We start from the raw sequence: 21,422 nt of genomic DNA on the forward strand, positions 1-21,422 counted from the left end.
GCCCGCACCGTCGTCAAGGACAAGTGGCAGGAGGGGCCGGCCGAGCCCAAGCAGCACAAGCCGTATCCGTACGACATCTATACGCACTGCGGGATCAAGTGGGTGCACTTCGGCGGCCGTTGGTGGGTCCTCGACTCCGTGTTCCCCGGGCCCGAGCAGGTCAAGGGCGAGCCGCCCTCGCAGTACACCCAGAGGCTCGCCGGTTACATGACTCTGATCGGCCCGGACACCGCCAACTTCGACGCCGCCGGGATGCCCACGATGCAGTTCGTACCGACCGAGGACGAGCCGCCGGGCTGCGCCTAGCCCAGGTTTAGGTGGCGACCCGATCCACGGTCGGGTGATGTTCACGAGCTTCGACCGTACGGCGGTTCTTGCCGGGGCAGCCTCGGGGTGAGGTGCGTGCCTCTGACCGGAATCGACGTACGGAAGGACGCGGTGTGGACTCGACAGGCGGCCGAATGATCAGGCACCCCCGACCGCCTGGCGTGGACACGCTCCAATGCACCGCGCGGAGCGGCCTTGAGGCTGTCCCGGATCCCCGTCATCGCACCATGGTCGCCAGTGTCGTGGACTCGGGTCTTGTCGACGAGATGATCGCCCTCACTGAAGCCTTCGATCCGCCCGTCGACCTCGTGCAGGCCCGTGCCCACGCCGATGTGCTCACCGCCGAGTTCGCGCTGTTCGGCGTCACCGTCCCCGCCGCCACCACCTACAACATCACGCTGATGCGCGCCCTCATGGTGCCCATCGTCGATGGCACGCTCGCCCTCGCACTCGATCGCATCTGGGTGTTCACCACCAACGCGGACGACGTGTGCTGCCACGACCCCGCGGAGGCCGAAGCCATCCTGCGGGCCGGCGCACTGCCCGAGCAAGGCGCGTCAACGCCGAACAACCGCTACATCCGGCACATGTTCAACGAGGTCGCGCCCTTCTGCGATCCGACGTTCCTCGCCGTCTTCAAGACCTTCTTCTACAACGCGATCACAGGCGTCCTCATGGAGGCGGAGTTCACGCCGGAGGCGTCCGACGAGGTCGACAGTGACTTCGTCCGCGTCTTCAACGGCTTCTCCCAGTTCTGGTTCACGGCACTTCAGTTCACCGACCCCTGCTTGAGCGCCCAGCACCATCGGGCGTTCTGGTCGGCGGCGCTGAGCTCCTGCGTCGCGTTCCTGAACGACGTCAACGACGTCCTGTCCTTCTACAAGGAAGCGGTGCACGGCGAGGACTTCCTCGCCAGCCGGATCTACCGTCGCTCGGTGAGCGAGAACATCCCCTATCTCGCGGCCTACCGCCGAAGCCTCGACAGTGGCCTGGCCGCCTACCGCCGCGTCCTGGACCTCGCCACCGACGAGCAACGCCCGTACCTCGACCGGTACATGACCGCCTTCGCGTACTTCCACTTCCACTGCCGTCGCTACCGCTGGCACGACATCTACCCCGGGCTGACCCCGATCGACATCTGATTCGGTGACCACTGCTTCGGCGCCGGCCCCGTGGCACGATGGCTATCTGACGTCCAGTCAGATAGTCGACGGGAGGGGCGATCATGGAGTCGGTGTCGGTCGGTGGCGGGGTGCGGATCGCGTACGAGCGTTGTGGGGCAGGGCGGCCGGTGGCCCTGGTAGGGGGTACCGGCATGCCGCCGGTCGCATGGGAACTGTGCGGTCTGCGTGGCGCGTTGGTCGACGCAGGCTTCGAGGTGGTGACCTATGCCGCGCGTGGTGTGGCACCTTCCGACGCGCCGCCCGCCCCGTACACGGTCGAGGCCCTTGCCGCAGACCTCGCGGGCCTGCTGGACGTACTGCAACTGACCGATGTCACGGTCATCGGCTACTCGCTCGGCAGCTTCACCACCGAACTCCTGGCCCGTACCCGCCCGGATCTGGTGCGCGCGGCGGTGCTCCTGGCGGGCGCCGGGCCGATGTCGGCAGTGCTGGACGCTGTCCTTCAGACGGGGACCGCACTGGTCTCGGCCACCGGTCACGTGCCTCCCGCGTTCACGAAACTGCAGACCCTGCTGACCTCACTGCCGCCGGAGGTACTGCGCGACGACGATGAACAGGTGCGCACCTGGCTGGAGTTGCTCGACGCCCAGGAGTCGCTGTGGGCCTCCCAGGAGGGAGCGGCCGGGCAGTTCTCGGCCTGTGACCGGTGGGCGCGGGACGGGCACCGGATGTCCGCTCTCGCGGACATCCGTCAGCCGGTGCTGGTCGCGGCGTTCGAGCACGACCTGTACTTCCCGGCGCGGTCCGGAAAGGCCGCAGTCGAGGCGCTTGCCCGGGGGGAGTTCGTCGCGATTCCCGGGGCCGCTCACGCAGGTCTGCTGACCCATCCGAAGGAAGCCACTGAGGCGCTCCTCGGCTTCCTCGCCCGCACCTGAACACGCCGGTGCCCGCGGTGGTCGGTGCCTTCGGTCGTCGGTGCCTGCGGATCGCAGGCCTGCACGACCCGCACGACCCGCCCGCCGCAGGCACCGATCTCCCATCCCTATCCCGCCGAGATACGCAGCCTGATCGTGCGCGACTCGGGCCGAAGCGCGAACTCCGGCCAGACATCAGGTCCGCACGTCCGTGAACCGAGACCGTGCTGAGCCGCGTCGACGATCAGGTGACTCGTCGTCGAGTCGCCGAGTTCGAAGGGGTGTCCGGCCCGGGCGATCCGCTGGGGGGTGTGGCGGCTGAGGGTGAAGCCGGGGCGACGCCCCCGGGTGTCGGGCAGGGCCTCGATGCGCAGCACCTCCGTGGAGCCGCTCGTCAGTGCAAGTCGGCGCAGTTCCGAGCGGTGGCCGGTCTCCTGGGGGCGTGCGTAGTCGACCGAGAGGTCGTGGACCGTGGCGGAGAAGAGACCCGTGCGGGCCGCGCGGAGACTGTCGGGGTAGGTCTCCAGCGGGCCCAGGCCGAACCACTGAGCCCCGTCGACGGGAGTCGCGCCGTCGGGCAGTTCGAAGCGGACCCCGATCCGGGGCCACACTGTCTGCCAGCCACGGGAGGGCTCGATCTCCACGCGCAGTTCCAGCTCGTCGTCTTCGAGCGACCAGACGGACTCCACCATCACGCTCAGCGCGGAGTCCGCCGCCGAGACCTTGTCGAGGGTGCGCAGGGCATCCGCGGTGTGCTCCACGGATACGCGCCGTGTGGTGAGCCGGTCGAGGCCGTCACGACGCCACAGATCGGCGCTGGACACCCCGTCGATGCTGTTGTCGCTGTCCTCGATCCTGTCGGCCGGGCTTTCGTCGTTGTCGGTCGGCGCGCGGAACAGTTCCAGCCGTGGCCCGGTCACGGGACGGCCGGCGAGGCGGATGAGGGATCCGCCGGCGAACTCGGCGACTCCCAGCGACAGCGTTCCGTCGCCCGGTCGCCAATCGGCCTGTGGCCGGATCGCGGGCACGGGACGCCGTGTCGAGCAGTCCAGTTGGGCCGTCGCGATCACATGTCCCTCCGGTGCCCAAGGAGTTGGCGCTGCCAGCACCGCGTCGATCGTGAGCCATGTCTCGGCGTCGGGGGCGATGCCGATCGGGGGTAGTGACGCCCGCTGCGACTCGCCCGCGGCGACGACGGGGATCTCCAAGTCCCCCGAGGCGACAGGGAGTCCGTCGTGCTCGACGCGCCAACGGAAGAGCAGGTCCGACGTGTCGGCCGAATGCCGCAGGTTCGTGATCGCGACCTTCCCGCCGTCGAAGACGAACTCGACCGGCTGCACGACCGCCTTGTACTCGTGAAGGCTGGGGGTGGGGACGTCATTGCTCAACAGCATGCCGTCCATCACGAAGTTGCCGTCGTGCACGACCTCTCCGAAGTCGCCGCCGTAGGCGTAGTACGGCGTCCCGTCCGGGGCCGTGGCGAGGATGCCGTGATCGCGCCACTCCCACACGAAGCCGCCGTGCAGCCGCGGGTACTGCCGCACGAGTGCCTCGTACTGGTCGAACGCGCCCGGCCCGTTGCCCATCGCGTGCGCGTACTCGCACAGCAGGAACGGCTTGGTGCGCTGCCGGGCGCTCTGCGCGGGAGTGCAGTTCAGCAGCGCCGAGCGTGTGCCGTCGGCTCCGATCTGCTCGGTCTCCGGCACCGACGCGTACATGCGCGAGTAGATGTCGGTGTACTCGCCGGTGTAGTCGCCTTCGTAGTGAACAGGGCGTCCGGTGTCGCGGGCGTGGACCCACGCCGACATGGCGGCCAGGTTGCCGCCGGTACCCGATTCGTTGCCGAGCGACCAGATCACGATGCTGGGATGGTTCTTGTCCCGTTCGACGGTGCGCCGTATGCGGTCCAGATACGCCTCGCGCCACGCAGGGTCGTCACTCGGATTGCCGACCCAGCCGACCTTGTCGAAGCCGTGCGTCTCCAGATCGCATTCGAGGACCACCCAGAAGCCTAGTTCGTCGGCCAGATCGAGCAGCCGGGGATGCGGTGGATAGTGGCTGGTGCGGATGGCGTTGACGTTGAACCGCTTCATGCGGGCAAGGTCCTCGCGGGCGTGCTCCTCGTCGAAGACGCGGCCACGCTCGGGATGCGTCTCATGACGGTTCACCCCGTGGAAGACGACGCGGCTGCCGTTGACCAGGAACCGGTCGCCGCGGATCTCGACCGTACGGAAACCCACCCGAAGCGCGATGCTCTCCGCGGCCGTGGACACGGTGGCGTCGTACAGGCGAGGCCGCTCGGCCGACCAGGGCTCCACGCCGGTGACGTCGAGGGGGGCGACGTCGGCAGGCGTGTCCCAGACGTGTTCGACGCCGAGTTCGGGGATGCGCAGGGTGACCGGGAACGCGGCCGTGTCGGCGATGATCTCCGCTTCGACGCGTCCGTTTCCGCGTCCGCTTCCGCGCTCGTGGTCGAAGCCGGTCCGCAGCCAGACGTCCTCGATGCCTCCGGCGGGCCGGGCGATCAGGGTGACGTCGCGGAAGATGCCAGGCAGCCACCACTGGTCCTGGTCCTCGACGTAGCTGGCCGCCGACCACTGATGGACCCGTACGGCGATGACGTTGTCGCCCGTGCGCACCGCGGAGGTCACGTCGAATTCGTGGGCGAGCCGGCTGCCGCTCGCACTGCCGATCTCGACGCCGTTGACCCACACCCGGAACAGCGACTCGACGCCGTCGAAGCGCAGCACCACGCGTTCGGCGTCCGACCAGTCGGCGGGGACGTCGAAGCGGCGGCGGTAGTCGCCGGTCGGGTTCTCGTCCGGGACGTGGGGCGGGTCGATCGGGAAGGGGAACTGGATGTTCGTGTAGATCGGCCGGCCGTAGGCTCCGTCACCCTCCAGCACCCAGTGGGAGGGCACCGGAATGCTGTCCCAGCCGTCGTCGACGAAGCCGTCGGCCGCGAAGTCCTCCGTCACCGATGCCGTGGGGGACAACCGGAACCGCCAGGACCCGTTCAGTGAACGCGAGGGCGCGTCGGAGTGCAGCCACGAACGCGCCGGGCGCAGTGCGCCACGGCCTGGTGCGATGTCCGAAACATGGGGGGAGAGCTGGCTGGGCAAGAGGTCACAACTCTTTCTATGTGTCACGTACGGCTAGGCGTTACGTAGGACTGGGTGTCACGTGCGACGCAGATACGACGGGGCTCTACCGGAGTACGACCGTGCGGATCTCCCATGGACCTAGGGCCAGTTCGAGGCCGTCCGGTGCCTGAGTGCGGGAGATGGGCCGTCCGAGCAGGTCGACGGTGGTGGCCTCGGAGAACGTGCCCGTCACACGGACGGTGGACGCGCTGTCGTTCATCGCGGCCAGCCGCACTTCGATCCCGGCCCGGAACTCGTCGTCGGTGACGCGGCGGATGCCGGACACGAGGACGTCCTGGCCCTCGACGTGCAACCCGGCCGTGTCGGGCGGCAGTTGGCACCCGGCGGGCGCTGTGCCACGCGCGACGAGCACGTCGTTGCGGAACTCCTCGGCGAGGGCCACCGCGTTCGCCCCGCGCCAGCCGGTCGCCGAGGGGACGACGGCGAAGCGGTTCTCGATGCGCATGCCGAGGTCCTGCGCACCCGGCGCGGGGATCTCGCTCGCCGCGGGTTCGTCGCGGAGAGGGTGGATGTTGACGCTGATCGAGCCGATCGCGCGCAGCAGGGTGACGGCGAGTTCGGTGCCGTCGCCCACGAGTTCGTACTCGCTGGAGTGGTCGAGCAGGACAGTGGCGGCGCCTGCCGACACGAACGTACTGGCCGGGAAGGTCGGCAGCGGGTACTCGCCCCAGCCGCCCTCGGCGGTGAGACCGCGCTCGGTGACGGCGAACTGTCCGGCGGACGAGGACGTGGCCACCGGCTCGGGCAGCGGCACGTGGAAGCGCAGCCGGTGGTCCGCGGACTGGTTGAGGAACGAGGTCGAGACCCGTACGAACGGTTCACCGGTACGTACTTCCACGAGCGTCTCCACCGGTGTGGGCACGATCCGTTCGTCGCGCAGATCGCGGTCGGAGGAGAGCGCGGCGGGCCACGCGTAGACGCGGGTGACACACAGCCGAGACCGCAGCGGGCCGTCCTCGAGAAGGTCGACGGTGATCTCCGTCGGGTCCGCGACGAGGATGTCGTGCGCCGGGGGAGCGTAGTTGTAACTGTCGCCGCGGTCACCACCGTCGACGAGCCGACCGACGCCGTTCAGTACGGTCCCGTCGGAGCCGGTGATGTCCAGCGTGCCGTCGGCGGCGACCGTGACCTCGACCAGGCCGTTGGAGAGCGTGCGGTCCGTCGCCGTCGCCGTCGCCGTCGCGGGCTCGTACGAGGCCGGCGAGGGAGCGGTGTCCTCGCGCGGCTCGACCCGGAAGGCGGTCAGCCCCGAGGCGGGGACCTGGACGGGTACGAGCGCGGTGGCCCGGGCTTCTTCCACCGTCAGCACCCGCCACTCACCGGGATACTCGGCGGCTGCGGCGGCGACCTCCTGGCGCAGGATCAGCAGGTCGAAGGGCCCGCTGGTGGGGACCTCGGCGAGGTGGAAGACGAGCTGGCCGGGGGTGAGTTCGTAGCGGTCGATGAGTCGGCCGAACAGTTCACGGCGGTGGATACGGCGCAGCACGCGTTCGAGTTGAGAGGCGTCCATGCGCTCGTCGCTGAGGACCGTCGGCGCCTCCGCGATCAGCTGTACGGGGTGCGCCGAGCCGTCGGTGGCGATCGCGGTCAGCCCCGTTCCCGCGGGCGGGGCCGCGACATCCACCTCGACCAGCGCCGTACGCCCGAACGGCAGCGGGTTGGCGACCAGGTGGCCGTCGCTCGGCACCAGGGCCGCCGGTTCGGCGAGTGCCGCGTCCCGCACGGCGCGCGCGGTCTGCGCGGCCTCCGCCAGACGCGCGGCGACCTGGTCGCAGGTCTCGTCGGTGCCGGAGCCGACGACCGAGTCGTGCGCGGTCGACTCGATGATCTTGTGCCAGGCGAGGGAGAGGAACGGGGAGTCGTCGCGCCGGGACCACAGGGCGTTCATGCGCTCGGCGTGGTCGACCGTGCGCTCGGCGAGCGCCATCCGCTGCTTGAGCCCGAGCCGTACGGAGAGCACGCCCGGGAGGATGTTGCCGCGCACATGGCTGCGCAGCTCACCGGTGACGGTGGCGGACACCTCGTCGCGCACATGCTTGCGCAGGTACTCGTCGAGGGTCGCGATGGTGATGGCCCGTCCTTCGCCGGACGCCTGCCGCAGCCAGGCCGCGAGGTGCGGGTCGGGCGCGTTGTGATCGGTGCCGGCCATCGCCAGTACCGGATCGCCGCCCCACCGCTCGGCCGTCATCTCGGCGTACTCGCCCAGCGCGCGGCCGATCTGATCGGGCACCAGCAGGACGTCGAGCCCGTTGTCGTAGCCGTCGAAGAGGAACTCGGTGCGCACCTCGGAGCCGTCGGGCGCACGCCAGCGGAAGGCGTGACCGTCGACGGAGCCCGGCACACCGCGCCACAGTGCCGCGTGCTCGATGCCGGCGCGCGCCAGGATCTGTGGCATCTGCGCGACGTGGCCGAACATGTCCGGCAGATAGCCGATGGTCATTGCGCCGCCGAGGCGCTCCGCTGCCGCCCATCCCATCTGGAGGTTGCGCACGATGGTCTCGCCGGAGCAGAGGAACTCGTCGAGCAGGATGAGCCAGGGCCCGATGGCGAGCCGTCCCTCGGTGACCAGGGCCACGAGCCGGTCGCGGTTCTCCGGCCGCATCTCCAGGTAGTCCTCGATCGCGGCCATCTGCCCGTCGACGGTGAACCGGAAGTCCGGGTTCGCCTCGGCCGTCTCCAGCACGGTGTCGAGGGCGGTGACCAGCCGGTGCCGGAACACCTGGAACGGCTCGTACCACTCCCGGTCCCAGTGGAAATGGGGCACGAAGACGGCGGAGTTGCGCATGGCGGGAGGAACCTTCTGTGCGGGCGGGGTGTACGGAGACGAACGGCGGGCGTGGGCGGTCACTTGAGGGAGCCGGCAGCGAGCCCGGTGCGCCAGAACCGCTGGAGGACGATGAACAGGATGATCACGGGCACGATCGACACCAGCGAGCCCATGATCACAGACTCCTGGAGGAGCGGGGTGCGGGCGGTCTGCCCGTTCCAGGTGAAGAGGCCGAGCGTGATCGGGAAGAGCTCCTCCTTCTGGAGCATCACCATCGGGAGGAAGAAGTTGTTCCAGATGCCGACGAACTGGAACAGGAAGATGGTCACCAGCGCCGGAGACATCAGCTTGAACGACACCGAGAAGAACGTGCGGAACTCGCCGGCACCGTCGAGGCGCGCGGACTCGATGAGTTCCTGCGGCACGGCGGCGTTAGCGAAGATCCTCGCGAGATAGACACCGAACGGGCTGACGATGCTGGGCAGGAAGACCGCGAAGTAGGTGTTGACGAGCCCGACCTCGGAGAACAGCAGGAACAGCGGCAGCGCCAGCGCGGTGCTGGGGACCAGCACGCCGCCGAGAATCACCGAGAACAGGAACTCCCGGCCGCGGAAGCGGAACTTGGCGAGCGCGTAGCCGCACAGCGCCGAGATCAGGGTGCCCACGGCCGCGCCCAGTACGGCGTAGACGACCGTGTTGAGGATCCATCGGGCGAAGATGCCGTCGTTGAAGGTGAACAGGGTGTGCAGGTTGTCGAACAGCTGGAAGTTCGAGAACGTCAGGCCGCTGGTGGAGGCGAGATCGCCCTGCGGTTTGGTCGCCGCGACGATCAGGAAGTACAGCGGCAGCATGAAGTAGATCGCCAGCACGAGCATCAGGGCCATGACGGCCGTACGACTCACGCGGCTTTCCTGCGAAGGGGGTCGATTGCTCACAGTCCCGCCCTCTTGGAGGTCAGTCGCATGAACCCGAAGCTCAAGACGAACGTGATGACGGCGATGACCACCGAAATGGCGGCGGCCTGCTGATAGTTGTTCCCGACGGCCACGGTGTACGCCAGCATGTTCGGGGTGAACGTGCTGGAGATGTTCGAGGAGATCTGGCGCAGCACCGCCGGCTCGGAGTAGAGCTGGAGTGTGCCGATGATCGAGAACACCGTCGTCATCACGATGGACGGGGCGATGATCGGGACCTTGATGCGCCAGGCGATGGCCCAGTTGCTCGCCCCGTCGATCCTCGCGGCCTCGTAGAGTTCCTGCGGGATGGACTGCAGCGCCGAGAACATGATCAGCATGTTGTAGCCGGTCCACAGCCAGGTCGAGACGTTCGCCGCCGACCACAGCACGGCACCCGGGCCGAGGAAGTCCGGCTTCAGACCGATGCCGTTCAACAGGTCGACGACCGGGCTCAGTTGCGGCGAGTAGAGATACGACCACATGATCGCGGCGATGACGCCGGGCACCGCGTACGGCATGAACGCGGCGGTACGGAAGAACCCCTTGAGCTTCAGCAGGTGAGTGTCGAGGAGCAGTGCCATGACCAGCGCGGTGAACAGCATCACGGGCACCTGCACGATGCCGAACAGGCCGATACGGCCGATGCTGGCCCAGAACTCGTCGTTCTGGAACACCTCGACGTACTGCTCGAATCCGCCGAACGTCGTGTACGAGGTGCCGTACTGCCCGCCGGAGCGGCGTACCACGCGGAAGCTCTGCCAGAGCGCGTAGCCGACGGGCACCAGGTAGAAGAGGACGAACGGCAGGAAGAAGGGCGTCAGGAACGCGACGATGGTGCCGGCCCGGGGGCCGCCGCCGTCCAGACGCGGACGGCGGCGGCCCCGGGGCGGTGGTGACACCGCGTCGGTTGGGCGGGTGGCGATGTCGGTCATTCCGCGGTCACTTGCCCGCCGTGGCCGGGATCGCCAGGTCGTCCATCGACTTCAGCGCGGAGGCCTGGGCTGCCGCTAGCGCGCCGGTCAGCTTGCCGTCACCGGCCACCGCCTTGGCCATCGCGTCCTGCAGTGCCAGGTTCACCGTCTTCTGGGTGGGGCCCCAGCTGAAGTCGGTGTCGATCTTCTTGGACGACTCGGCGAAGACGTCGAAGATCTTCTCGTTGTTGTAGTACGGCACACCCTTGGTCAGCGCCGGGAGCTTCAGCCCGTCGGTGGACGCCGGGTACAGGCCGCCGACCTCGTTCGCCAGCGCGAGCGCCTCGGGGTCGGTGTTGAGCCACGTGTTGAACTCGGCCGCCTCGTAGAGGTGCTTGCCGCCCTTCATGAACGCGACGGTCGAGCCGCCCCAGTCACCGGAGTTGCCGTCCGCACCCCAGGTCGGCATCGGGACGATCGACCACTTGCCGGCCTGGCCGGGCAGGTTGTCACGGATGCCCGTGTAGCCCCAGGCCGCCCCGAGCTGGGTGGCCATCTGGTCGTTCTGGTAGGCGGCGAACATCTGCGTCGACCCGTTGGCGAGGTCGGTGCGCACGAGCTTGTCGTCGATCAGCTTCTGCCAGTACTCGGCGACCTGCTTGCTCTTGTCCGACTCCACGGTGACGTGCCACTTGTCGTCGGAGTAGCTGTACATGTTCGCGTTGTTCTGCCAGAGGAGCCCGTTGAACCATTCGGCGTTGTTCGGGTCGAAGAACGTCATGGTGAGCTTCGGGTTCGCCTTGTGCAGCTTCTCCGCGGCGGTGGTGTACTCGTCCCAGGTCTTCGGAATCGGGACGTCGTACTTCTTGAAGATGTCGGTGCGTACGTACATGGCCATCGGGCCCGTGTCCTGCGGAAGGGCGTACACCCCCTCGCCGCCGAAGCCGGCCTGCGACCAGGTCCACGGAACGAACTTCGACTCGGTGCCGGCGGCCGTCTTGCAGGCCGAGGCGTCCACGAAGGCGTCCTGGGAGCGCAGGGTGGGCAGCTGGTCGTAGCCGACCTGGGCGAGGTCCGGGGCCTTACCGGCCTTCAGGGCGTTGCCGATCGCGCCGTACTGGTCGTTGGAGATGTTCTTCGACTCGACCTGGATGTCGGGATGGTCCTTGTTCCACAGGTCGACGACCTTGTCCATGCCGTTGACGGTGTTCCAGTACTGGAGGGTGACCTTGCCCTTCGAGGGCTCACAGGATGCTCCGGACGACTTGTCCGACGAGTCGGACGACGAACATCCGGCGAGTACGAGGACGCCGGCTGCCGCGGCGACGACGGCGAGGCGGATGCGCGTGACTGTGTTGCTCATATTTTCCGTTCCAGACAACGGCTAGCGACGGTGCTAGGCGGCTCGATGCTGATCCCTCGGGCGGAACGCCCTCTGGGTGGAAGGGACAGGACGCGACGGTGTCGGTTCAGGCGCCGAGCGCCGTGGCGAGGTGGGGGAAAACATTGGTTATGGATACTTGTGAGCGGTCCCGTGAACGCTCACGGGAGCGCTCACGGGGGTCCTCAGAGATACGCCGCGAGGTGCAATGCGGAGTGCTCGGAAGTCTGCGCTTCGGCGCCGTTCAATGTCAAGACATTCGAGGCGGATGCGTTTCCGGCGGGTTACGCGGACCCGCTCAGCCGCAGCTCGGCATGGACGACCAGGTCCTCGACCGCGAGCGTGCGCGGGTCCGACAGCAGCCGTGCGACCTGCTCGATCGCGAGCACCCCGAGCTGCCGAGTGTCGAGGGCGACGCTGGTGAGCGGGGGCTCCATGAGTGCTCCGAGCTGCAGACCGTCGAAGCCGATGACCGCCAGATCCTGCGGCACGCTCCTGCCCAGCCGACGGGCTTCGCGCAGAGCGCCGATCGCGATGATGTCGTTGAACGTGAAGACCGCGGTCACCTCGGGATGAGCGGTGAGCAGCTCCCTGAGCGCCGCGCCGCCGCCGTCGGCCGTCTGGTCCGCACCGACCACCATGCCGCCGTCGATCCCGTGCGCCGCCGCGGCAGCCGTGAACCACGTGTGCCGGATGCTCGGCTCGGCCCGGGCCTGGTGGTCGACCATGCCGATCCGCGTGTGCCCCTTCGCGACCAGGTGCGCGACCGCCGCGTGGACCCCCTCCCGACCGTCGATCCGGATCGAGCTGAACCGCGTGGACCTGCCCTCACGGCCGATGAGCACCACCGGCATGCCACGGGTGAACGCCTCCAGTTCGCTGTCGGAGCAGCTGAAGTAGCCGATGACCGCGTCGACCTGCGAACTGATCACCTGGAGCGTGCCGAGCTCCTCTTCCGCCCGGTCGGCGGTGTCGTACACGACGACATGCCAGCCATGGGTCCTGGCGGCCTCCAGGGCGGATGCCGCGACCTCGGTGAAGTACGGGTTGAGCAGGTCGGGGATGACCAGCCCGATGGTCATCGTGTCCTGGCGGACCAGGCCTCGGGCGAACCGGCTCGGCCGGTAACCGAGCGCGCGAGCGGCGTCCAGCACGCGCTGTTTGGTGTCGCTGTCGATCTCGTCCTTGTCGTTGAGTGCCCGCGAAACGGTCTGCCTGGACACCCCCGCGGACCTGGCGACGTCGTTGATCGTGACCTTCCGGGACTCCGCCCCCGATGCCGACACCATCGCCCACCTCCTGCTTCTCGCGAACGCCGGTGCGCGCGCAAAGCCTGAGTATGCACGTACGGGACTTCGGTACGACGCCAGGCCTTGGGCGAACCGGCCGACACCGGTCAGGTCTTTCGAGGACCGGCATCGGGAGGAGGGGTGCGGTGATGGCAGTCCTGGCACTAGATTTGGTGGCATGACTGCCATCACTGTTCGGATTCCGGACTCCATGGACAAGCCGTTGCGCGATGCGGCAGCCGGCGCTGCTTCGCTGAACGAGTACATCGTCAAGGCCGTGCGCCGTCAGATGACCCTCGATGCCGCCGGTCGGCTCGCCTCCCTGGAGCGCCTCGATCTCGATGGCGAGGGCGACGCTCTGTGACGGTCCGCAAGGGCGACGTGTGGGACGTCGACACCGGCAAGGGCAACCGGACCGTGGTGATCGCCAGCCTCGACGGGCTCGCCGACCGGTACGGGGCCGTGGTCGCCCTGGTGCTGCACGCCCCCGCGGTTCATCCCGACACGGCGATGAGCGTGCACCTGAAGACTCCGGTCGACGCCTCGGTCGTGGCCGTCAACCTGCTCCAGCTCTCCGCGGCCCGCTTCGAGACGGGCACCTGCCTCGGCAACATCGGCCCCGAGCAGCAGGCCCTGGTCGACGACGCGCTCCGGGCGGTGCTCGACCTCTAGCCCGGTTTCAGCTCGATGCCCTCGCTCGGGAGACGTCCTCAGCACTGTCCCAGCCGGAGACGAACCACTCGGTTTCACCGGTGGCGGGGTCGTACGAACGCCGCCTGATCGTGCCGATGTTGCCGCCGTAGACGTGGATCCCGACGGTCGGTTCGCTGCCGACGGCTGTGACGGCGTGGACATCGTCGTCGGTGGTGCAGCAGACGGTCACCTGCCCCGGCGACCACCGAGTTTCGCCGGCAGGCGTCAGGGGTGCGCTCGCGGTGACCGCTGTCGGCTTGAGGTATCGGACCTCGTGTTCGACGCCCGCGTAGATCCCGGCGACGCCCCATGTCTCGTGCGAATGCACCTTGGTCTGCTGGCCCATGTCCCAGACCACGGACGCCAGCGACCAGCTGTCGTCCGGAGCGATGTAGAGCGGATACGTCAGGTGACGCTCGGGCGAGGACCGCGTGGCCTCCGGCGGAAGCCGGTAACCGGCGGCCAGCAGAGCGGACAGCCGCTCGGCGACCCGCGCCGTGATCTCGTGCTCGTCGTCGGTGCTGCGCACCACGAGCCCCACGTCGTCGATGAAGGCCTTCAGGCGATCGAGCTGCATGGTGCTCTCCTCTGCAGAGTGCCTTCTCATGAAGAAGTGCCGGGCAGGATCCGGTACTTGAGGTGGGTGACGCCGGGTGCCTCGACGGCCCGGACCTGCTCAAGGCGCACATCCGCGTCCCCGAGGCTGTCGAGGAGACGGGAGCCGCCACCGAGCAACACCGGAACGACGTGCAGTTCGAGCTCGTCCAGCAGCCCCGCCGCCAGGTACTGCTGCGCGACCTGGCCGCCGCCCCACAGCATGACGTCCTTGCCGTCGGCGGCCTTCTTCGCCTGGTCGAGCGCGGACTCGATGCCGTCGGTGACGAAGTGGAACGTGGTCCCTCCGTCCATCTCCACCGGCTTGCGCGGGTGATGGGTCACGACGAACACGGGGTAGTGGTAGGGCGGGTTGTCACCCCACCAGCCGGTCCACTGCTCGTCGCCCCAGGCGCCGCCGCCGATGGGGCCGAACATGTTCCTGCCCATCACGGCGGCGCCGATGTTCGCGATCGCCTCCTCGAACACCGGCGTGCTCGCGTTCACCTCGCCGTCCTCCCCGTCGTGGGCCTGGCGGAAGGCGGCCAGCGGAACCACCCAGTCGTGGAGCCCCTCGCCACCCTCGCCGAGCGGGTTCTCCTCGCTCTGGTTCGGGCCGGCGACGTAACCGTCGAGCGAGATGGAGATGTGACACCTGAGCTTGCTCATCGTGCCTCCTCAGTCGGCTCGGCACCGCCATCGGCGCCCTCACCAACGAGCATGGACCGATGCACAGATGACGTCTAATGCCAGTACATCGAAGAACACATTGATATCTTTGATAAGTGCTGAACCTGGTCCATCTCAAGGTGCTGGCCGCGGTGGCGCGGCACGGGTCCGTGACCGAAGCGGCGAGGGAGCTGCACTACTCGCAGCCGTCGGTGAGTCATCACCTGTCCCGCCTGGAAGCCGCCACCGGCGTCAAGCTCGTCCAGCGGGTGGGCCGCGGGATCCGGCTGACCCCTGAGGGCGAGCTGCTGGCCAACCGGGCCACCGAGATCGTGGGACGGGTCGACGCGGCGACGAACGAGCTGGCCGCGCAGGTCGGTCTGGCGTCGGGGCGGGTGCGCCTGGCCGCCAACGCGTCCGTACTGAGCACGATCGTGCCGAAGGCGGCCACCATGCTGACCGAGGCACACCCGGGCCTCACGCTGAGCGTGATCGACCGTCATCCGGTCGAAGCGCTGCAGATGCTGAGACACGGCGAGATCGACGTCGCACTCGTCTTCCGGTACGCGCACGCTCCGCTGGAGGACGAGGGGTTCCGCATGGTCCATGTGGCCGACGACCCGATCTACCTGGTGAGCCGGACCCCCGACGACAGCATCGCGAACCATCGCAACTCAGCCTGGATCGGCGGTTGCGAACGGTGCCAGGGCGAGCTGACCGCAGTCTGCCGGCAATATGGTTTCGCCCCACTCATCGAGTCCGTCTGCGACGACATGGTCGTCGTGCAGGCCCTCGTCGCCGCCGGTATCGGAGTCACCACCCTGCCCGGACTCGCACTCCGCGCCCACCGCCTGCCCGACGTCCACACCACCGAGATCCCCGACTTCCCCCGCCGGATCTACACCGTCACCTACGGCGATCCACCCGACCCACCGGCCACCAAGGCACTGATCCAGGCGATCCAGGACTCCGCCCGGTAGGTGGCCGGCCGGTCAGCGGCCGGTCGATCCGTCGATCTGCTCGCGGAGGAGGTCGGCGTGGCCGGCGTGCCGGCCGGTCTCTTCAATCATGTGCACCAGGACCCATCGCATCGATGGCGCCTGCCCTCGGCGCGGGGGCCGCGGGGCGGGAAGAGTCAGGTCCGGGCAGGCGTCGATGACCTGGTTCGCCCGCTCGACGGTCTTCCGGTAGTCGGCGAGCACACCGCCCACGGTGTCCGCCGCGGACGGCCGCATGGTCGTACGCCAGTTGCCGACATCCTCACCGAGGAAGTAGAACCGTTCGACGAACGCCAGGTGCTTGACCAGCCCCAGGAGGTTGGTGCCCGAGGGCACTCCGCCCGTTCGGACCTGGGGTTCCGGCACGCCCTCGACCTTGTCCGCGACCGCGTTCCGCAGATAGTCGAGGAAGCCCCGCAGGGTGGCCTTCTCGTCGGCGCCGGTGAGCGGAGGTCCTGTGTCCTTCGCCCGGGATTGGGAACGGGGTTGGGATTGGAGTCGGGGTTGGGCGTGGGATCGCTGCGCGTCATTTCCTGACATCGAGTCACTCCGTTCCGACGTGATGCCGTGTGGTTCGGGCGTTCAGCCGGCGGTCATCCGCCGATGAACCGGACGAGCAGGACGTTGTCGATGACGGCGGCCGTCTCACCAGCGGGTCCGGTGGCCCGGCGGCGAGGCATGTCGGCGCGCAGGACGGACCAGTGCGCGGGGTCGAGTTCGAGTTCGGCGGCGGTCTCGGCGGGTGTGGGGAAGTGGATGTCGGGGTCCTGATTCCATGACCAGGGCGCGGTGGAACCGTGGTCGACGACCAGCAGGAGACCGCCGGGTCGCAGAGCCCGTGCGGCGGTGCTCAGAACCCGGGTCCGGTGCAACGGGAGCGGGGTGTGGAAGTACTGGGCGGAGACGAGATCGAACCGGCCGGCCGGGAAGCTTCTGCCCAGGTCGTGCTGTGCGGTGACGACCCGGTCCGCGACGCCGAGGTCGCGGGCACGTTCCCGCACCCGTTCGACGGCTGTGGTGGAGATGTCCACGGCGGTGACGTGCCAGCCGCGCCGGGCGAGCCAGATGGCGTCGCCGCCGGCGCCGCAGCCCAGATCCAGGGCCGCGCCGGGACGCAGCGGTGTGGCGGTCTCGGCGAGGAGCGGGTTGACCCGTGCGTCCCAGGCGCGCGGGGTGCGGTAGTGCTGCTCCCAGAACCGCTCGGCGTCGTTGTCCGCGGCGCCTTGGCGGCCCGCGCCCTGGTCGCTCGCGCCCGCTCCCGCGGCGTCGGCGGTGGGCCGTCGGTGTCGGGTGGAATCCATCTGGGGTGCCCCTTCGTCGGCCGAGGCGCCGAGCGTGATCCGCTACGCACATTCGACGCCGGTGATGTACGGACAGCATCGCCATCGCCGTTTCGCCCTTGCAAGAAAAATTGCGGATCCGCATCATCGGGCTCATGGACGACAACATGGGCAACCCCGCAGGAGACGTTCTGGCCGGAGTCGGGCCACGACTGCGTGCCCTGCGCCAGGCGCGGAGCGCCACGCTGGCGGCGCTGGCAACCGAAACCGGCCTCACGGCGAGCACCCTCTCCCGCCTTGAGAACGGCAAACTCCGCCCCACGCTGGAGCAGTTGCTTCCCTTGGCCCGGGCGCATGGCGTCCCGCTCGACGACCTCGTCGCGGCGCCGCCCACCGGCGACCCGCGCGTCCACCTGCGACCGGTGCGGCGATCCGGGCTGGTGATGGTGCCACTGACCAGACGGGCGGGCGGCATCCAGGCCTACAAGGTGATCTATCCGCCCGCCGGTCAGGCACCCACGATGAACCTGCAGACCCACGAGGGATATGAGTGGTTCTACGTCCTCAACGGACAGGTCAGGTTCGCGCTCGGCGAGCAGGAGTTCAGGCTCGGCGTCGGTGAGGCCGCGGAGTTCGACACCCGCACACCGCACTGGATCGGCAGCGCCGACAGTCGGCCCGCGGAACTGCTCGCCCTGTTCGGCCCGCAGGGAGAGCGCGCACATCTGGCACCGTCCAGGCACTGACCGTCTCGGCCTTCCGCCCCTTCCGCCGCTCGTTCGGCATGGAGCTGGAGGGCAGGATGCCGGTCGAGGGAGGATGGCCAATCGCCACGCGGGGAGACGCCCACACATGACCACACCACCATCGCAACCGGGAGCGGAGCGGACCGACGGATCGTCCGTACGGATCGGCGCTCTCGTTCCGCTGACCCGGCCCGGCTGGGTCGGGGCGGGCCAACACCTGCTCGCCGGAATCGAGTTGGCCGTTCGCGAGGTCAATACCGCCGGTGGGATCGCCGGAAGACCACTTGAGCTGGTGGTCCGAGACACCGCGGCCGATCCGCAGAGGGCCGCGGCGGCCGTGGAGGAACTGGCCGGCCTGGGTGTGGCTGCCCTGGCGGGGGAGTACCACAGCGTCGTCGCCCGTGCCGCTGCCACCAGGGCTGACGCCCTCGGCCTGCCGTTCCTCTGCTCGTCAGCGGTTCTCGACGCGCTCACCGAACAGCCGACGCAATGGGTCGCGCGCCTCTCGCCGCCGCAGTCCCGTGGCTGGCAGGTCTACGCGGACTTCCTCCTCGCCGCGGGCCACAGCCGGATCGCCGTAGCAGCCCAGCCGAGTGTCTACTGGGCAGCTGGGACCCGCATTCTGCGCGACCACCTCGCTCCACGAGGCGCGACCGTCACCGAACTCGACATGAGCGCGTTCGACGCCACGGCCATCTCCGACGCCACGGCCGTGTGCGACGAACTCGTCGACAATCGTGCGACTGCCCTCCTTCTCCTGGTCGGCCACCCGGAACCGGCGGTGTCGATCGTCAAGTCCGTCCGCCACGACCAGCGGCTCGCCGAGATCATGATCGGTGCTCCGGCCGGGCAGCCGGAGTTCACCGAATGGGCGACGTTGCTGGGTGACGACAGCGCCGCGGTCCCGTTCCTGCGCTACCTGCCCGAGCGCCTCACCCCACTCGGCGTACGAGTCGGGACGGCTCTCCGCGAGCAGCTGGCCGAAGCGCCCTCCTTCGTCGCCTTCGAGGGCTACGACACGATCGCCGTACTCGCCGATGTGCTGCGTACCAACGGCGTGGACCGGGCGGCGCGCACCGCCGACTCCTGGCCGCGCGTCGCAGTCGAAGGCACCCGCGGGCAGATCCGGTTCTCCCGCATGCCGGGCATCAGCGTGTGGCAATGGGCCGGGACGCCGATCCAGGTTGTCGACCGAGATCCGGCGGACCCCGGCCGCTTCCGGATCCTGCACGCCGGCTGAGAGCGCCCGGAGTTCGGACTGCCTCACCCGCAACACCCGTATCCGCACCGGCGTTTCGGCCAACGGGCCGCACGGAGCGACCCGTGCGCGTCAAGGGTGGATGCATCCGGCACGTTGGCTCTTCGCGCCCCTGCAAGGAATCCGCTCCGTCCAAAACACGTGTGTTCGATTCGTGGTCGACGTCGTTGAGCCCGGTAGCGCCACCTCGTTCCCAACGACCGTGCAGGAGAAGTCCAGTTGACCTCAGCCGCTACCAACGACGCGCACTCCGTACCTCCACCGCCGCCGGCCGAGATCACCTACTCGGGGCAGTACTCGGTGAACCCGCTCGGCGAAGTGACCTTCCGCAAGCTCTGCGCGCAGCTTCCCTCCGTCCTGCGCCGCATCGCCACGATGTCCTGGTCCATCGATCGCCGAGCCGTACTCCTGCTCCTGGCCTGCCAGTTGATCACCGGTCTGGCCGCCGCCGTGCAACTGACCGCGACGGCCAGGGCAATGAGCCCCGTCCTCGGTGACGCCGCTGTCGCCGACCGCCTGTACGCGGCCCTGCCGGCCCTCCTCGTCGTGGCGGGCGCGAGTGCGCTGGCCCGCGGGTCGGGGGCCGTGGCCACGTACGCCGAGCGGCGCATCACCCCCAGGCTGACGACCGCGACCGACACCGCCCTCGTCGAGGCCGTCTGCCGGGTCGAGGCAGCGGCGTACGCGGTCGACGGATTCGCGGACCGGCAGGAAGCCGCCGAGATGGGGGTGATCCGTACGCACGTCATGGTCACGGACGCACAGCGCTTCATGTCGGCACTCGTCAAGATGGTCACGGCCAGTGGCGTCCTGTCCGTGCTGAATCCGTTGATGCTGCCCCTGCTCCTCCTGGCGGTGCTCCCGGCCGGCGTCGGAGCGGTACTCACCGCCCGCGTCGACTACGAGATCCACTACGCCAACGTCGCCGACCGCAATGTGCGCGGGATGATGCGGTGGTGGTCCACGACGCCCAAGTACGGTGACGAGGTCCGCGCGAACGGCATGACGGACTACCTCCTGTACTGGAACCGGGCACTGTCCGAGCGAGTCGACAAACGCACCATGGCCGCCGCACCCCGGACGCTGCGAATCGCCCTCCTGTCATCTCTCGCGGGCGGCGGTCTTCTCCTCGCCACCTGGGCGGTCCTCGCCTGGCTGGCCGTGACCGGGCGGATCGAGCTCGCCATCGCGGCCACGGCGGTCCTCGCGGTCCAGACGACCCTGGCCGCACTGTCCCAGGTCGTCATCAACGGGGCTGCCGTCTTCCACACGAGCCTCTACCTGAGCGATATGCAGGCGTTCCTCGACGACGCCGGCGAACGGGCTCCCCAGCGCGGTGAACTGACAGTCGGTGCGCCGGTGGACGAGATCCGGCTGGACGAGGTCACGTACACGTATCCCGGGAAGGACAAGCCGGCCGTCGACGATGTCACCCTGACACTGCGCCGGGGAGAGATCCTCGCCATCGTCGGGGTGAACGGCTCCGGCAAGAGCACGCTGACACGTCTGATCACCGGTATCTACCTGGCGGACAAGGGACACGTCACCTGGAACGGCCAGGACCTCGCCCAGGTCGACCCGGCCACCGTCTGGAACTGCATCGGGCTGGTGCCGCAGATCTTCGCCCAGTGGCCACTGCGGGTCAGGGAGAACGTGACACTGGGCCAGCCCCGCAGCCTGGACGACGCACAGGTGTGGGAAGCGGTCGACGCGGTCGGCATGCGCGAGGCGGTCGAAGACCTCCCGGCCGCTCTCGACACACTCCTCGCCCGCGAGGTCTTCGGCGGAGCCGAACTGTCCGGCGGCCAGTGGCAGCGCCTGGCCTGCTCCAGGGCCCTGTACCGCCGCCCCCAGCTGCTGATCCTGGACGAGCCGACCTCCCAGATGGACCCGAGGGGTGAGCACGGGATCTTCGAAAGGATCAGGACCATCGCCCCCGACCGCATCACGATCGTCGTCACGCATCGGCTCGAGAACACCAGGACCGCCGACCACATCGTGGTCATGGAACAGGGCCGCATCACGGAACAGGGGGTGTACGAGGACCTCGTCCACGCGGGCGGCACCTTCGCCGAACTCCTCGCCCTTTCGCAGGACCGCTGACGGATCGCCCGGTTGCCCCTCCAGGTCTCGGAGGGGCCCGCTCCCTCCTGCTCGTGGTTGTGTCGCTTACCGCGCGAGATGTCCAGTGGTCCCGTAGGGTCGCGGTGCCGCCACGACAGGACGGGCGGTACGGCGCGGCCCTCGCGTTCCTTCGCGTGTACGCGAGGCAGTTCCCACGCGGCATGGCGGTGCGGCCGACATCAGCCGAAGGGGGCGCGTCGGCGCGGAGCGGCTCGACCTATCAGGAG

19 protein-coding genes are annotated in these 21,422 nt (G+C 68.8%); 9 read left to right on the forward strand and 10 right to left on the reverse strand.

The window, feature by feature from the left end:
* The 3 genes from AOK17_RS16385 to AOK17_RS16395 form a co-directional block, all read left to right on the forward strand.
* On the forward strand, positions 1 to 306 hold a 306-nt coding region (locus tag AOK17_RS16385; RefSeq protein WP_055613209.1), incomplete at its 5' end, for a hypothetical protein.
* Between the two features lie 248 nt (positions 307 to 554).
* Positions 555 to 1,469, forward strand: a complete 915-nt coding sequence (locus AOK17_RS16390; RefSeq protein ID WP_055613210.1) for a hypothetical protein — start codon at positions 555 to 557, stop codon at positions 1,467 to 1,469.
* 83 nt (positions 1,470 to 1,552) lie between these two features.
* Positions 1,553 to 2,386, forward strand: coding sequence for an alpha/beta fold hydrolase (locus tag AOK17_RS16395; RefSeq protein ID WP_055613211.1), 834 nt, complete (start codon positions 1,553 to 1,555; stop codon positions 2,384 to 2,386).
* A gap of 107 nt (positions 2,387 to 2,493) precedes the next feature.
* Here AOK17_RS16395 and AOK17_RS16400 read toward each other — a convergent pair whose 3' ends face one another.
* From AOK17_RS16400 to AOK17_RS16425, 6 genes are all read right to left on the reverse strand, one after another.
* Positions 2,494 to 5,487, reverse strand: a complete 2,994-nt coding sequence (locus AOK17_RS16400; protein ID WP_055613212.1) for a glycoside hydrolase family 2 TIM barrel-domain containing protein — start codon at positions 5,485 to 5,487, stop codon at positions 2,494 to 2,496.
* Between the two features lie 85 nt (positions 5,488 to 5,572).
* Positions 5,573 to 8,314, reverse strand: a complete 2,742-nt coding sequence (locus tag AOK17_RS16405) for a glycoside hydrolase family 38 N-terminal domain-containing protein (protein WP_055613213.1) — start codon at positions 8,312 to 8,314, stop codon at positions 5,573 to 5,575.
* A 59-nt stretch (positions 8,315 to 8,373) separates the two neighbouring features.
* A complete protein-coding gene (locus AOK17_RS16410) occupies positions 8,374 to 9,180 on the reverse strand; it encodes a carbohydrate ABC transporter permease (protein WP_107102414.1) in 807 nt (268 codons plus the stop codon).
* A 47-nt stretch (positions 9,181 to 9,227) separates the two neighbouring features.
* Positions 9,228 to 10,184 carry a carbohydrate ABC transporter permease gene (locus AOK17_RS16415; RefSeq protein ID WP_055613215.1) on the reverse strand — a complete coding sequence of 319 codons (957 nt, stop codon included), beginning with the start codon at positions 10,182 to 10,184 and terminating at the stop codon, positions 9,228 to 9,230.
* A gap of 7 nt (positions 10,185 to 10,191) precedes the next feature.
* Positions 10,192 to 11,526, reverse strand: a complete 1,335-nt coding sequence (locus AOK17_RS16420; RefSeq protein WP_055613216.1) for an ABC transporter substrate-binding protein — start codon at positions 11,524 to 11,526, stop codon at positions 10,192 to 10,194.
* A gap of 302 nt (positions 11,527 to 11,828) precedes the next feature.
* On the reverse strand, positions 11,829 to 12,833 hold the full coding sequence (locus AOK17_RS16425) for a LacI family DNA-binding transcriptional regulator (protein WP_055613217.1): 1,005 nt from the start codon (positions 12,831 to 12,833) through the stop codon (positions 11,829 to 11,831).
* A gap of 178 nt (positions 12,834 to 13,011) precedes the next feature.
* On the opposite strand from AOK17_RS16425, the gene AOK17_RS16430 reads away from it, so the two are divergent.
* A complete protein-coding gene (locus tag AOK17_RS16430) occupies positions 13,012 to 13,197 on the forward strand; it encodes a hypothetical protein (protein WP_055613218.1) in 186 nt (61 codons plus the stop codon).
* Complete coding sequence (locus AOK17_RS16435; RefSeq protein WP_055613219.1) at positions 13,194 to 13,505, forward strand: hypothetical protein; 312 nt, start codon at positions 13,194 to 13,196, stop codon at positions 13,503 to 13,505. The genes AOK17_RS16430 and AOK17_RS16435 overlap by 4 nt, the downstream gene beginning before the upstream one ends.
* Before the next feature lie 7 nt (positions 13,506 to 13,512).
* On the opposite strand, the gene AOK17_RS16440 is transcribed toward AOK17_RS16435, so the two are convergent.
* Together AOK17_RS16440 and AOK17_RS16445 are read right to left on the reverse strand one after the other, a co-directional pair.
* Complete coding sequence (locus AOK17_RS16440) at positions 13,513 to 14,103, reverse strand: cysteine dioxygenase family protein (RefSeq protein ID WP_055613220.1); 591 nt, start codon at positions 14,101 to 14,103, stop codon at positions 13,513 to 13,515.
* A gap of 26 nt (positions 14,104 to 14,129) precedes the next feature.
* A complete protein-coding gene (locus AOK17_RS16445; RefSeq protein WP_055613221.1) occupies positions 14,130 to 14,789 on the reverse strand; it encodes a dihydrofolate reductase family protein in 660 nt (219 codons plus the stop codon).
* A gap of 116 nt (positions 14,790 to 14,905) precedes the next feature.
* Here AOK17_RS16445 and AOK17_RS16450 point away from each other — a divergent pair, with 116 nt between their 5' ends.
* Positions 14,906 to 15,769 carry a LysR family transcriptional regulator gene (locus tag AOK17_RS16450; RefSeq protein WP_055613222.1) on the forward strand — a complete coding sequence of 288 codons (864 nt, stop codon included), beginning with the start codon at positions 14,906 to 14,908 and terminating at the stop codon, positions 15,767 to 15,769.
* A gap of 12 nt (positions 15,770 to 15,781) precedes the next feature.
* On the opposite strand, the gene AOK17_RS16455 is transcribed toward AOK17_RS16450, so the two are convergent.
* A complete protein-coding gene (locus tag AOK17_RS16455) occupies positions 15,782 to 16,327 on the reverse strand; it encodes a DinB family protein (RefSeq protein ID WP_055613223.1) in 546 nt (181 codons plus the stop codon).
* Positions 16,328 to 16,380: 53 nt separating this feature from the next.
* Entirely contained in the window at positions 16,381 to 17,088 is a 708-nt protein-coding gene (locus AOK17_RS16460; protein WP_055613224.1) for a class I SAM-dependent methyltransferase, read from the reverse strand.
* Between the two features lie 134 nt (positions 17,089 to 17,222).
* Between AOK17_RS16460 and AOK17_RS16465 the strand changes: the two genes are divergently transcribed.
* The 3 genes from AOK17_RS16465 to AOK17_RS16475 all read left to right on the forward strand — a co-directional run bounded on the left by AOK17_RS16465 (position 17,223) and on the right by AOK17_RS16475 (position 21,174).
* Positions 17,223 to 17,813 (forward strand): helix-turn-helix domain-containing protein, encoded by a 591-nt coding sequence (locus tag AOK17_RS16465; RefSeq protein WP_206190772.1) that lies wholly within the window; start codon positions 17,223 to 17,225, stop codon positions 17,811 to 17,813.
* 106 nt (positions 17,814 to 17,919) lie between these two features.
* Positions 17,920 to 19,053, forward strand: coding sequence for an ABC transporter substrate-binding protein (locus AOK17_RS16470; protein ID WP_055613225.1), 1,134 nt, complete (start codon positions 17,920 to 17,922; stop codon positions 19,051 to 19,053).
* Positions 19,054 to 19,290: 237 nt separating this feature from the next.
* Positions 19,291 to 21,174: an ABC transporter ATP-binding protein gene (locus AOK17_RS16475; RefSeq protein WP_055613226.1), complete on the forward strand. Its 1,884-nt coding sequence runs from the start codon at positions 19,291 to 19,293 to the stop codon at positions 21,172 to 21,174.
* The last annotated feature ends 248 nt before the right edge of the window (positions 21,175 to 21,422 follow it).

This window comes from Streptomyces phaeochromogenes, from assembly GCF_001418655.1.
In the GTDB taxonomy this organism is placed as follows: domain Bacteria; phylum Actinomycetota; class Actinomycetes; order Streptomycetales; family Streptomycetaceae; genus Streptomyces; species Streptomyces phaeochromogenes.

What these genes read in the sequence shown, in the direction of transcription:
- AOK17_RS16405 (WP_055613213.1), bottom strand. Translation starts at nt 8,314, where the DNA reads ATGCGCAACTCCGCCGTCTTCGTGCCCCATTTCCACTGGGACCGGGAG.
- AOK17_RS16445 (WP_055613221.1), bottom strand. Translation starts at nt 14,789, where the DNA reads ATGAGCAAGCTCAGGTGTCACATCTCCATCTCGCTCGACGGTTACGTC.
- AOK17_RS16425 (WP_055613217.1), bottom strand. Translation starts at nt 12,833, where the DNA reads ATGGTGTCGGCATCGGGGGCGGAGTCCCGGAAGGTCACGATCAACGAC.
- AOK17_RS16455 (WP_055613223.1), bottom strand. Translation starts at nt 16,327, where the DNA reads ATGTCAGGAAATGACGCGCAGCGATCCCACGCCCAACCCCGACTCCAA.
- AOK17_RS16465 (WP_206190772.1), top strand. Translation starts at nt 17,223, where the DNA reads ATGGACGACAACATGGGCAACCCCGCAGGAGACGTTCTGGCCGGAGTC.
- AOK17_RS16420 (WP_055613216.1), bottom strand. Translation starts at nt 11,526, where the DNA reads ATGAGCAACACAGTCACGCGCATCCGCCTCGCCGTCGTCGCCGCGGCA.
- AOK17_RS16430 (WP_055613218.1), top strand. Translation starts at nt 13,012, where the DNA reads ATGACTGCCATCACTGTTCGGATTCCGGACTCCATGGACAAGCCGTTG.
- AOK17_RS16415 (WP_055613215.1), bottom strand. Translation starts at nt 10,184, where the DNA reads ATGACCGACATCGCCACCCGCCCAACCGACGCGGTGTCACCACCGCCC.
- AOK17_RS16410 (WP_107102414.1), bottom strand. Translation starts at nt 9,180, where the DNA reads ATGGCCCTGATGCTCGTGCTGGCGATCTACTTCATGCTGCCGCTGTAC.
- AOK17_RS16390 (WP_055613210.1), top strand. Translation starts at nt 555, where the DNA reads ATGGTCGCCAGTGTCGTGGACTCGGGTCTTGTCGACGAGATGATCGCC.
- AOK17_RS16460 (WP_055613224.1), bottom strand. Translation starts at nt 17,088, where the DNA reads ATGGATTCCACCCGACACCGACGGCCCACCGCCGACGCCGCGGGAGCG.
- AOK17_RS16470 (WP_055613225.1), top strand. Translation starts at nt 17,920, where the DNA reads ATGACCACACCACCATCGCAACCGGGAGCGGAGCGGACCGACGGATCG.
- AOK17_RS16395 (WP_055613211.1), top strand. Translation starts at nt 1,553, where the DNA reads ATGGAGTCGGTGTCGGTCGGTGGCGGGGTGCGGATCGCGTACGAGCGT.
- AOK17_RS16440 (WP_055613220.1), bottom strand. Translation starts at nt 14,103, where the DNA reads ATGCAGCTCGATCGCCTGAAGGCCTTCATCGACGACGTGGGGCTCGTG.